10 protein-coding genes, 1 tRNA gene, 1 pseudogene and 1 riboswitch are annotated in these 12,090 nt (G+C 63.9%); of the genes and pseudogenes, 6 read left to right on the top strand and 6 right to left on the bottom strand.

Annotation, left to right across the window (positions count from 1 at the left end; translation table 11 throughout):
• The 6 genes and pseudogenes from B7449_RS11465 to B7449_RS11490 form a co-directional block, all read right to left on the bottom strand.
• Nucleotides 1-272, bottom strand: a pseudogene (locus B7449_RS11465) (carbohydrate porin); the annotation flags it as partial.
• A gap of 185 nt (nt 273-457) precedes the next feature.
• Nucleotides 458-684, bottom strand: a riboswitch (cobalamin riboswitch).
• 29 nt (nt 685-713) lie between these two features.
• The gene (locus tag B7449_RS11470) at nt 714-1,658 is read right to left on the bottom strand and encodes a ribokinase (RefSeq protein ID WP_039732498.1); all 945 of its coding nucleotides are present in this window, start codon (nt 1,656-1,658) and stop codon (nt 714-716) included.
• A gap of 82 nt (nt 1,659-1,740) precedes the next feature.
• Nucleotides 1,741-2,592, bottom strand: coding sequence for a 23S rRNA (adenine(2030)-N(6))-methyltransferase RlmJ (locus B7449_RS11475; protein ID WP_039732500.1), 852 nt, complete (start codon nt 2,590-2,592; stop codon nt 1,741-1,743).
• Between the two features lie 153 nt (nt 2,593-2,745).
• A complete protein-coding gene (locus B7449_RS11480; RefSeq protein WP_199858310.1) occupies nt 2,746-5,277 on the bottom strand; it encodes an EAL domain-containing protein in 2,532 nt (843 codons plus the stop codon).
• 191 nt (nt 5,278-5,468) lie between these two features.
• Nucleotides 5,469-5,918, bottom strand: coding sequence for a cupin domain-containing protein (locus B7449_RS11485; protein ID WP_039732443.1), 450 nt, complete (start codon nt 5,916-5,918; stop codon nt 5,469-5,471).
• Nucleotides 5,919-6,338: 420 nt separating this feature from the next.
• Nucleotides 6,339-6,424 (bottom strand) — tRNA-Tyr (locus B7449_RS11490).
• A gap of 116 nt (nt 6,425-6,540) precedes the next feature.
• Between B7449_RS11490 and rlmB the strand changes: the two genes are divergently transcribed.
• The 6 genes from rlmB (at nt 6,541) to B7449_RS11515 (ending at nt 12,039) form a co-directional block, all read left to right on the top strand.
• Nucleotides 6,541-7,368 carry a 23S rRNA (guanosine(2251)-2'-O)-methyltransferase RlmB gene (gene rlmB, locus B7449_RS11495; RefSeq protein ID WP_039732444.1) on the top strand — a complete coding sequence of 276 codons (828 nt, stop codon included), beginning with the start codon at nt 6,541-6,543 and terminating at the stop codon, nt 7,366-7,368.
• A gap of 201 nt (nt 7,369-7,569) precedes the next feature.
• Nucleotides 7,570-9,801 (top strand): FUSC family protein, encoded by a 2,232-nt coding sequence (locus B7449_RS11500; protein ID WP_235721026.1) that lies wholly within the window; start codon nt 7,570-7,572, stop codon nt 9,799-9,801.
• Nucleotides 9,798-10,148 carry a RidA family protein gene (locus tag B7449_RS11505; RefSeq protein WP_039732445.1) on the top strand — a complete coding sequence of 117 codons (351 nt, stop codon included), beginning with the start codon at nt 9,798-9,800 and terminating at the stop codon, nt 10,146-10,148. The genes B7449_RS11500 and B7449_RS11505 overlap by 4 nt, the downstream gene beginning before the upstream one ends.
• 109 nt (nt 10,149-10,257) lie before the next feature.
• Nucleotides 10,258-11,259 (top strand): SDR family oxidoreductase, encoded by a 1,002-nt coding sequence (locus B7449_RS11510; protein WP_276325863.1) that lies wholly within the window; start codon nt 10,258-10,260, stop codon nt 11,257-11,259.
• A 41-nt stretch (nt 11,260-11,300) separates the two neighbouring features.
• Nucleotides 11,301-11,423 (top strand): hypothetical protein, encoded by a 123-nt coding sequence (locus tag B7449_RS23530; protein ID WP_010515237.1) that lies wholly within the window; start codon nt 11,301-11,303, stop codon nt 11,421-11,423.
• Between the two features lie 178 nt (nt 11,424-11,601).
• Nucleotides 11,602-12,039, top strand: coding sequence for a CHRD domain-containing protein (locus tag B7449_RS11515; RefSeq protein ID WP_039732447.1), 438 nt, complete (start codon nt 11,602-11,604; stop codon nt 12,037-12,039).
• The last annotated feature ends 51 nt before the right edge of the window (nt 12,040-12,090 follow it).

Genomic DNA, 12,090 nt, shown 5'->3' on the forward strand with positions numbered 1-12,090 from the left:
CGCGCGCCCCACATGTTGCCCAGCAGGTTGCCGCTGGTATCCAGTCCGTTATCCGCGCCTGTATCTGTTGTCGCCGCCTGCTGCGCATCGGCCTGCGCGCGTTCTGAATCGCGCACGGTGGCGGGGTCGATCTGCTGGATCAGCGGGGTGGAATTGCCCAGGCGGGCGCGGTCCTGCGCAATCTGTGTCTGGACCTGTGCATGGGCGTAGGAACCGCACGTGCCGATCAGACCACAGGACAGAAGGCCGGATGAAAGGAAAAGGGTTCGCATGCGGCCATATCGCGCCGGGCCGGAAAAAAGAAATTTCATGAAAAGACATCCCGTCAGGATGGGTCCGGCCATATGGGGCCGGAAAAGGGTGGCCCGGCGGGCGGGCCACTGCTGGCACGGGGTGACGGAATGCTAGCTGGTCGTGTTCATGTCTCATGCCCATCTTCGGTCAGCCCGCCCGACGATATCGTTACAGGACAGCGGCAGGTCTCCTGGCTTACGGGTCGCTGCATTTCATCTCCCTTCCCGGCCGGAGCCAGTGGTTGCCGCAGGGGCGGCAGCAGATGAAACACTCTCCGTTTACAGTTGCGGGTACAGCTGCCGACTCCACCCCCGGATATGACATCCCGCCGGGGTTTACGGCATTCCCTTTCCAACCCGTTTGCACGGGACCGCTGACTTATGGCCCGGACTATAGCGTTTACAGTCCATTAGGCAAGATCAGGCCGGGGGTTGCCGGTCCAGCAGGTCTGTCACCTCATCCATGGTGGGCGCGGCCTGCGCGGCCCCCGGGCGGGTCGTGGCCAGCGCGCCGCATGCGGCGGCGAAGCGCACCGCTTCCCCAATGGCCGCCCCGCGGGCCAGCGCACTGGCAAGTCCTGCATTGAAACAGTCCCCTGCCGCCACCGTATCAATCGCCCTGACGCGGAAGGGGGGCACGAACCCCTGCGCATCTGGCGCGGAATATACGACGCCCCGGTGCCCCAGCTTGATGATGGCCGTGCGCGTGCCACGGGCATGCAGGATCTGTGCCGCCTGCAGGGCGGTCGCCTCATCCGTGGGTTCGATGCCTGTCAGGTCGCCGGTTTCGCGCTCGTTGGGGGTGATGATGTCCGCCACAGCGTACAGTTCGGCGGGCAGGCCACGCGCGGGAACCGGGGCGGGGTCCAGCATGACGGGTATGCCCCGTTCCCGTGCGGTCCGGGCCATGGCCAGCACCAGCGCGTGGCGCATTTCCATCTGCATCATCACCAGCGTTGCATGATCCAGGACGGGTGACAGCAGCGGGCAGGCCTCCGCCCCATGCGCCATGTTCGCCCCGCCATCCACAAGGATCTGGTTTTCCCCCGCATGGTTGATGGTGATGAAGGCCCGGCCGGTGCCGGCCGCGGGGTCTTCCATAAGACAGTGCGTATCCACCCCGGCCTGTTGCAGCGTGGTGCGCGCCATGGTGGCCAGCATGTCCGTTCCGGTCCAGCCCGCCAGCGCCACGTCCTGTCCCAGCCGCGCCACCGCGATGGCCTGGTTGGCGCCCTTGCCCCCCAGCCCGGTGGTGGAAGCATGGACATGCAGCGTTTCGCCCGGCTGTGCGAAGCGTTCGACATGCGCGACGAAATCGATATTGGTGCTGCCGATGACGGCGATATGGGGGGACGATGCGGGCATGAAGGAAACCTTGGACGATGGAAAACACGGATAGGCCACCCTATCATCGCCAGTTACCGGCATACAGGCGGCCGGGGCCGTTTTATTCAGGCACGACCCATTCCACTTCGGCGTGTGTTTCCCCATCGCCCAGATAATGGCGCAGGGTGGTCAGGATGGCGCGTGCACTCTGTTCGAACCGGAACGGCGGATTGGCGATCAGCAGCCCGCTGCCATTCAGCCGCGACGGGTCCAGCGGTGGCCGCAGGGTCAGTTCAAGGGCAAGCAGGTTGCGCTGCCCCGCATCTTTCAGCGCGTTGTGGAAGGCATGCGTGGGTGCGCGGTGCTTGATGGGATACCACGCGGCGATGATGCCATTACCAAAGCGCTGGCGGGCCGCGATGATGGCTTTTGCAAGGGTATGGAACTCATCCGTCCGTTCAAAGGGCGGGTCCATGAGTACAAGTCCGCGCTTTGCGTGCCGTGGGGGCAGCAGGGCGGTGACGGCCTCGTATCCGTCGCGACCATGTACGGAAACGGCGGGATTGCTGCGGAACAGGCGGCGCAGGCTGCGCTGGTCCTCGGGGTGCAGTTCACAGCAGGTCAGCGTATCGCCCGGCCGCAGCATGGCCGCCACAATGGCGGGGGAGCCGGGATAGAACATCTGCCCGTCATGCGCCGCGATCGTGGCGCGCACGATATCCAGCCATTCCCCCATGCATGACGGTGCCCCCGGGTCGGGCGGGGCGTCCAGCAGGCGGCCGATTCCCCCGTGCCATTCCCCCGTTGCCTGTGCCTCGCGCCCCGACAGGTCATACATGCCGATACCGGCATGCGTATCGAGGACCGAAAACGCGGACGGCTTGCGACGCAGCGCATCGATCAGGGCCACCAGCACGACATGTTTCATGACATCGGCAAAATTGCCGGCGTGATAGCTGTGTCTGTAATTCAAGGTCTGCCGCCCCACGGATTGCACGCCCCACGAACGGGGTCCGCAGGACTGTTACTGGATCGTGGCGGCTTTTTCCATGCCGGCATGCGGCACGCCCCATATGGACGACAAGGGCAGGACGGGACGGCGCATGTCCCGCGTTTACGGCGCGTGTCAGGCGACCGGGACGGCTTCGGACCTGCGTTCCCTGATCCATGTGTCGAGGGATGCCGTCGTCATCGGGCGCCCGAAATAATATCCCTGCACGACATCGCAATCGATATCCCGCAGCCCCGCGCATTGCGCGGCGTCTTCCACACCTTCGGCAATGACGGTCATGCCCAGCGTGTGCCCGATGCGGATGATGGCGGTCACCACCTGCCGCACGTTGCCGGTGCTGCCAAAGCCATTCATGAAGCTGCGGTCGATCTTCACCTCGCTTATGGGCAGGCTGGCCAGGTTGGACAGGCTGGAATACCCGGTGCCGAAATCATCCATCGACAGCCCGATGCCAAGTTTGCGGATGGCGGTCGCGGTGGTCACGGTCTGGTCGAAATTCTCGATCATGGCGGTTTCGGTCAGTTCCACGATCAGCCGTTCGGGCGGCACGCCGGTCTGGTGCAGGATGGTCGCCAGTTGCGATACCAGTTCGGGGTCCTGGAACTGGATGGCGGACATGTTGACTGATACGGTGGGTACCGGAATGTCGCGCGCGATCCATTCCGCCATCTGTTCACATGCGACCCGCAGCGACCATGCGCCAAGGGCGCGGATCTGCCCCGTTTCCTCCGCCACGGGAATGAACCGTCCTGGTGACACCATGCCCAGCACCGGGTCATCCCAGCGTGACAGGGCCTCCACGCCATGCAGTTCGCCCGTGCGCAGGTTGACCTGTGGCTGGTACACCAGCGTCAGGCGGCTGTCGGCAATGGCTTCACGCAGTGCGGAAGCCAGGATGACATGATCATCCGCCTGCCGGTTCATGGATGGATGGAAGAAGCGGTAGCAGCACCGCCCCGCCTTCTTGGCCTGCGCCAGCGCGGTATAGGCCTGACGCAGGGATTCCTCCGCATCCTGCCCTTCGCCGCTGAAGGTGCTTATGCCAATGCTGCCGGAAATGCTGACGGGAATGCCATCAACGGTAAACGGGTCTTCAAGGTTATGGATGATCCGTTCCGCCAGAAGGGTGACATCGGGTGCATTTTCTTCCGTCAGCACCACGAATTCATCGCCTTCCGTGCGCACCAGCACGTCGCGGCCCACCATTGCGTTGCGCAGGCGGGTGGCCAGTTCCAGCAGAACCTGGTCGGCACGTCCCTGTCCCAGCGCCTGCACGATCTTGCGGAAGCGGTCGAGGTCGATGACCATGATGCTGAGTGGCGCTGCCGGTGGGCGGGCGGCCAGTTCCTGCATGCGGCGGTTGAGCCACATGCGGTTGGGCAGGCAGGTCAGCCGGTCAGTATAGGACAGGCGGATGATTGAATCCCGGCTGCGCTGCTGTTCAATGGCCAGCATGGCCAGATGCACGCAGGCGCCGACAATGCGCCGGTGCCATGCCCCCGGCTGACCGGGTGTGCGGAAATACAGGGAAAAGCTGCCCGCCACGTCCCCGTTGCGCAGGATGACGGGAACCGCCCATTCCGCGGCAATCCCGTGCCGCGCGGCAACAGTGCGCAGGGCGGGCCAGCGGGTCTCGGTCGTGAAATCGGGCACGACCACTTCCTGCGCCGTGACGATTGCGGTGCCGCAGGCCCCGCCCGCCGTGCTGGCTTCCAGCCCGTCGAACGCCTGCAGGACCGGCATGGGCAGGCTGCCATGCCCGCCGGTGCGCAGGACGCCGCCCGTGCCCAGCATGACGGCCGCCATGCAGTCGGGGGCGATCAGTTCGATGCGGCGGCACATGAAATCCAGCAGTTCGTGCAGGGACAGCTGATCGGTCAGCGCCTCCACAACGTCGCGCTGCAGTTCGCGTAACTGCCGGTCATGGGTAATGTCGTGCAGGATGACGATAATGTCCGCAAGCTGTCCGTCATCGCCATAATGTGGTGTGACCGCGCAACGCAGCCACAGGTCCCGCCCCTGCCGCCCGCGGGTATGGATATCCAGTTCAAAGCCCGTGCGCCGCGCCAGATGCTGGCGGAACTGCCGCAGGGTCGCGATATCGCTGTCGCCCCCCGAAAGCAGGGTGCCAAAAGGCGCGTCATGCAGGGCCGCAGGCTCCATCCCCATCAGGTCGGTTATGGCGCGGTTGGCATGCGTAATGCGGTATTGTGGGTCCAGCACCAGAATGCCCCGGTCCGTCGCCTGCACGATCAGGGCGCTGATTTCGGCATTCTCGCGCGCCTGTTCTTCTTCCGTAAGGTCAAGCAGCGCAACCAGTTCATACAGGGCGCCGTCCCAGCTTATGCTGTCACGGTACAGGCGTACGGGCACGCCCAGCCCATCCCTGCGGCGCAGGGTGGCGCCGCCGTCATCTGCCGTGGTCCTGTCCTGCGATGGGGACGGGTCCAGCGGGGGCACGACATCGACGGCCCGGTCGGGGAAAAGCCAGCCCAGACGCGTTTCAGCCAGATCCGCGGGGGTATAGCCGGTCAGGGCGCAGGCGCGCGGGTTACCGTACACGACGCGACCCGATACATCCGCCATCATCACGGCCATGGGTAGTTTCTCCAGAAGAGGAGAGGAAATCTGTGTGATGTCCGGCATGATGGCGTCTTTCACAATATAAAGGGTAGCCGCCGCCCGACAGGCCATAGTTGTCGGGGCATGTACGGTACCGCCTGTCAGGACGAATCTGTTAGTGTATCATTAATTACATTGCGGCAGCTTTGTGGCCCGTCTGGGTGTTATTACATGGGAATGCGACGTTTCGACTGTCAGTTCTGTTCTGCCCGATCTCAGTATTCCGGTTTTTCGCCCTTGGCGGGAATGGAGGGCTGCGTGCCCGGTGTCAGGGCATAGGTCAGCAGCACGACGGTCTGTGTATCGCCGCTTTCGCCACGATGGATGTCATTGACGGATTCAGCGAACGCTTCGCCCTGATGAAAGGTTTCCGTCTTTCCGCTGTCCCGGTCATGGATCGTCAGTTGTCCCTGCAGCACATAACCGGCATTGGGCACGGGATGGGTATGCCATGGCAGGGCGGTGTGGGCGGGAATGGTCAGCCGGATCATCATCAGTTCCGGCTGGGTGGTGGGATATTTTTCATATGCCGAGCCATTCCATGAATGAGTGGCCTGCAGCAGGATGTCACGATGCCCGGATGCGACCACCTGCGCATGGGTGGAGGTGGCAAGGACGGGACCAAATGCAAGGCAGGCGGTCAGGACAGGTACTGATCTGTGCATCTTCTCTCTTTCCGGTCGGTCATCGTTATTACAGGCCATAGCGCCTGATGGCCCGATGCGGTTCCATGCCGGGGATCATGGGGGACTGCCCTCACATGATCTTGAGACGGAGAGGATATTCGTTTTTACAAAGTAACGGATCGTGCCGTCCCCCCCCATGCCTGACCAGCCATGAGGATGACATGACAGGCACGGATGACCCGCAGTGTCAGCCATCGTGTCCCTGGGGGTGTGTGGCCCCCGGATATTCGTGTCGGTCAGCATGCCGATTCCCTCCCTTACCCGCTCCCTGCGGATTTCATACCCGCTGTTTGCGGATGCTGCCTGATACAAATAGGGAACAATAGGGACAGGAAAAACACAAAAAGCGCCGGGAAACCAGCGTTTTGAGACCGTATGTGATTGTTCGGGAAAGGTAGTTGGTGGAGGGAGTTGGATTCGAACCAACGTAGGCGTACACCAGCGGATTTACAGTCCGCCCCCTTTAGCCACTCGGGCATCCCTCCGGGTTGGCGGGTAATTACGGGGAATGACGGGGGGTGTCAATAGGCCGCATGAAAAACTTCGCCCATTCCCGGTTTGGGGGAATGACGCAGGACACGGTTGGGCTTAAAGAACGGACATGAACATGCGCACTCCCCGTCGTCGCGGCGCGTCAGCCGCCCCCCATTCCGCCCCGTCCACCCGTCCCGCATCCGACCGGGGCGGGCGCGGGGGGCGCGGCGCTGCGTCGGCCCCGCGCGGCACATGCTGGCTGTACGGGCTGCATGCGGTGCAGGCCGCCCTGGAAAACCCGGCCCGCAAGCTGCGGCAGCTTCTGGTCACGGCCGAAGCGCAGGATACCCTTGCCGCCCGGCTTGAAGGCGGTTTCCCCATTCAGGCGGTGCGCACCGAACGCGCACGGCTTGATACGCTGTGCGGGCCTGATGCGGTGCATCAGGGCATGGCGCTGCTGGCGGATGTGCTGACCCCGCCCGATCTGGATACCGTGCTGGAACATCCGGGGCCGGTTCTGGTGCTGGATCAGGTAACGGACCCGCGTAATGTGGGGGCCATCCTGCGCTCGGCTGCGGCATTCGGTGCGGTGGCGGTCGTGATGCAGGATCGCAATGCCCCGGATGAGACGGGAACCCTGGCGCGTGCGGCATCCGGCGCGCTGGAAATCGTGCCACTGATCCGTGTGGTCAACCTGTCTCGCGTGCTCGATGCGCTCAAGACCCGTGGCCTGTGGGTGGTGGGGCTGGATGCAGGTGGCGGCATACTGGATGGCGCGTCCTTCAGCCAGCGCCGCGTGGCTCTGGTGCTGGGGGCGGAAGGGGCGGGACTACGCCGCCTGACGCGCGAGCATTGTGACGAGATTGCGGGCCTTGCCATGAGCAGTGATATGGAAAGCCTGAACGTGTCCAATGCGGCGGCCGTGGCATTATATGAAATGTACCGCCATCGCTGAAAGCTGTGTGAAAACAGGCTGTTAATTAATAAGTAAAAGTTTTCCGGTACCGCCTTTTTCCAAAAAGGCGGTGTTTTCCGAAGCGTTTTGAACGATTTTTAACGCATTCCGCCAGCCGGACGGATCATGAAAAACTATTTATGTTATAACATATAGATTTATCCTGTCATTCTTGCCATTCGGGGCAAATGACACGGCTGCGTGATACAGATCGCCCCGGTGGCGACAGACCGATGGCCCGCTGCCTGCGTGGTTAGCGTCACGGGTGGCTGGCTGCGCCGTTTCCGGTGGCTGTATGCCCCGCGGGCGGCGGATTTCGGGTTTGCGCTCCGCACGACCATTGCCGCCCTTCTGGCGCTGGTCATTGCCCTGTGGATGGAAATGGACGACCCGCAATGGGCGGCCATGACCACATGGATCGTAGCCCAGAATTCGCGCGGGCAGAGCATGTCCAAGGCGCGGTGGCGGCTGCTGGGCACGGTCTGCGGCGCGGTGGCGGGCGTGGCCCTGATTGCGGCCATGCCCCAGTCATCATGGCTGTTCTTTCCGGTGCTGGCGGTCTGGGTGGGAATATGCTGCGGGTTTGCGACTTTCCTGCGCAATTTCCATTCCTATGCGCTGGTGCTCATGGCGTTCACCAGCGGCCTGATCGCCCTGAACGCAGCCAATGATCCGCGCGATGTGTTTGCCATCGCCCTGTCCCGGTCCACCTACATCTTTCTGGGCATTCTGTGTGAAAGCGGGCTGGCGTCGGTCTTCGCGCCCAACCTGGCCGATGTCGCGCACAGGGAGATCACGCGCCGGGTTGCGGCAACCGTGGGGCAGGCGGCGCAGGCCCTGACGGGCATGATGGCGGGCCATGACGCGGGGTTCCTGCGGTCGCGCACGCTGCTGGGGTCCGTGTTTTCCATTTCGGACCAGATCGAGTTCAGTGAAGTGGAAATGCAGCACCGAACCCATGCCGGCGACCATGCGCGCGCGGCCCTGGCAGCGGTGGCGGTGGTGATGTCGCGCGGGCTGGGGCTGGCCGCGCGCATACGCGAGGCAGGCGCCGTGCCCCCGGCCTTTACCAATCCGCTGACCATGGCAAAGGCGCTGTTTTCCGACATGCAGGCGCAGATGGCCGGCCCCGACCCCGTTGCCGCCGTGCCCGGCCTGCGCGCGCGCATCCGCATGCTGGGGGCGGAATGCCGGCAGCAGCTGGTCAATGACATCATTGCCGTCAGCGGGCCGGCGCCCATGGATGCCGCGGGGTCCCGGACGCATCTGGACGGGTACATCCTCAATGCCTCGCTTGGTGTGCTGCTGGTCCGGCTGGATGCGGCGCTGGTCCATCTGGCGGCGACACAGGCGGCCCCGGCGCATGACCATTTCCATTTTTCCACCCCGCCATGGCGGGACCGGACGGATGCCTGGCATAATGGTGTCCGCTCCGCCGGGGCCGTCCTTATGGGCGGACTGGTGTGGGAAGTGACGGGCTGGCCCGACGGGGCGACCTTCGCCATGTTCGTCGTGGTGACATGCAGCCGGTTCGCCGCCCATGAAAACCCGGTGCAGGACAGCCTTGGCTTCCTGCGCGGGGCGGTCTGGGCGGTGGTGGTGGCGGCGCTCCTGACGTTTGTCGTGCTGCCGCGGCAGGCGGTGTGGGAAACGTTGGTCGCGTCGCTGTTCGTGCCCATGATGGTGGGCGGTCTTGCGCTGCGTGACGCCCGTACGGTGGGGACGGCGGCGCCCTATAACAATTTCCTGCCGTTCATGGTTTACCCCGGCAACCAGTCGCGGCTGGATGAACTGACCTTTTTCAATACCAACAGTGCGGTCGTGCTGGGGATATGGTGCAGCGTGCTGGTGTTCCGGCTGGTGCTGCCATTCGATCAGGATGCGGAACGCTGGCGCATGCGCCGCCAGATGGTGGGCGACCTGCGGCGTATCGCGCGCGCCGCCACCATTCCCGATACCGGGGCATGGGTGAACACGCTGACCGCCCGGTTCGCACGTCTGGTCCGGCATTCCGCCACCATGTCCGATGCCCAGACCAACGCCTATCTGGACGGGGTGCTGGCGGCCATGACCGTGGGGCTGAACCTGATCCGGCTGCGGCGCATGCTGGACCGTGGCGGCCTCCCGCCCGATGCGCGGCAGGCCGTGGAACGGACGGTCGCGGGGTTCGCCGCATGGCGGGGCCAGCCGCCTGTTGCTCTGGCCCACAAGGCGGCGGAGGCGCTGGCCTGCGTGCGGGCGCGGGTGGCGGGGGAGGGGAACCTGTCGCGGCGCCTCGATCTGGGGTGGAGTGCCGCCTATCTGGAAATACTGGTGCGCGAACTTGTGGCGCATGCCCGGTTTTTCGATATTACCCACCGTTTCCATGTCCCGCCCGATTCGCGATCCATCAGGCCGGGCATCCCTGCCGCAACATCAAGGAGCCGCCCATGACCATCACACGCCTGCAACCTGAAGACCGGCTGACCGGCGCCGTCGTGCATGGACATACAGTCTATCTGGCCGGACAGGTGACTGATGACCCAAACCTTGATGCCGAAGGCCAGACGGCGGATATCCTGCGCCAGATCGATGCCCTGCTGGCGGAAGCAGGGACCAGCAGCGCACGCCTGCTGTCGGTACAGATTTTCCTGAGCGACATGAACGATATGGCTGCGATGAACCGTGCATGGGACGCCTGGCTGGACCCGACCGCCAAACCTGCCCGCGCCACGGTTGAGGCCCGTCTGGCCGATCCGCGCTGGAAGGTCGAAATCACCGGAATTGCAGCCCTGCCCTGATCCACAGGCGGCCCTGAAGGCCGGTTTTCATGCAACCGTGGGGTGGGCGGGCTGTTCAGATTCGTGAATGCGGTCCCATGGATCCGCCCATGATACGGAGCATCCCGCCATGCCAGATGACACCAGCCATTCCTCATCCCGCCGCCAGATCCTGACGGGTGCTGCGGCAGCCGGTCTTGTTACCGCTGCTGCCGGCCGGTCCCATGCCGCGGAAATGGCGGCCCCCACGCCTGCGCTGGTGGACCCGGAAAACGCCTATCCCCGGCCGCCCTTTCCCCAGCAGTCCCAGCCATGGCCCGGCCTTGCGGGCAAGATGACGCCCCGGCCCGACCATGGGGAAACCAGCTATCGTGGGTCCGGCAGGCTGGCGGGGCGCAAGGCGCTGATTACGGGTGGGGATTCGGGCATTGGCCGGGCTGCCGCCATTGCCTATGCGCGTGAAGGGGCGGATGTGGCGATTGCCTACCTGCCACAGGAAGAACCGGATGCGCGTGAGGTCATTGCCCTGATCCGCGCAGCCGGGCGCAAGGCCGTGGCCCTGCCCGGTGACCTGCGGGACCGCAAATACTGCGACAGCGTGGTGAAACGCGCGCATCAGGAACTTGGCGGACTGGATATCCTGGTCAGCAATGCCGGTCGCCAGCACCATCAGGACACTATCCTCGATATCAGTGACGAACAGTTTGATGAAACGTTCCGCACCAATATCTACGCGCTGTTTTATCTGGGCAAGGCGGCCATCCCGCTTATGCCACGCGGGGGCGCGATCATCGCCACGGCGTCGGTCAATGCGTTCAGCCCGTCCGAAATCCTGCTGGATTATTCCGCGACCAAGGGGGCGATCGTCGCCTTCGTCAAGTCACTGGCCAAGCAGATGGTCCACCGTGGCATCCGCGTCAATGCCGTCGCCCCCGGCCCGTTCTGGACCGCGTTGCAGGTCAGTGGTGGCCAGACGGAGGAAAACATCCACAATTTTGGTGGCGAGACCCCGATGGGCCGCGCGGGCCAGCCTGCGGAACTGGCGCCTGTCTATGTCCTGCTGGCATCGTCGGAGGCCAGTTACATTACCGGTCAGGTCTATGGCGCGGCTGGCGGGACGGGTGTGGGCTAGGGTCGCGCAATGTCCTTGCGGTGCGGCTGCGGCAATGGCACATGGCATGGATGCGTATTGTCATGTCCTGCCTGCTGATGCTGCTGGGGGTCGCGGCGTGTTATTATGCCTTTGGCATGATTACGGATGCCGGGCGTTTCATATCCGATTCCCATCCCTGGTGATCCCCTGTCCTCCCGTCGCCTGACGGGGGCGTGCGGCTGTCCGGTAGGGAACACGGGCCGGTCATGTTTCATGTTGCGTACCGTTATGAATCATGCACCCGATCGTGCATTTCCGGCGTTGTACATGACTTCAACACTGACATGTTTCCCGCAGGCATGACCTGTGGTGGAGGTTGCCATGATCCGTTTTCCCGCCCTGCCCGCCCTTGTCGCCGCCAGTATCGTGGTGGCCTCGCCCGCCCTTGCCGCCACCGTGCGGCTGGATGGTCATTTCACCCCTGAACATGGCACGACCAGCCAGCCCGATGGCACCGTTCAGGCCACGCTGAACACGCGCACGAACCTTGTGAAATATACCCTGACATGGACCGGGCTGAGCGGACCTGTGGTGGCCGCCCATTTCCACGGCCCCGCGCCAGCAGGGGAGGAAGCGGGCGTGCTGGTGCCCATTCCCGGCCCCTACAAATCCGGCCAGCATGGGTCCGTCCTGCTGTCATCTGAACAGGCGGAGGCCCTTCAGAACGGTCAGGTCTATGTCAACCTGCACACCGCCGCCCAGCCCAATGGCGAGGCCCGCGCCCAGCTTGCGCCGGTCCGTCCCGGTGAAACGAAATAAACTGCAAGTCATTGGGATCGTGTCCATGATATAGTTTGCATGGCTGCTATT

The sequence above is a fragment of the Komagataeibacter intermedius TF2 genome (assembly GCF_000964425.1).
Classification (GTDB): Bacteria; Pseudomonadota; Alphaproteobacteria; order Acetobacterales; family Acetobacteraceae; genus Komagataeibacter; species Komagataeibacter intermedius.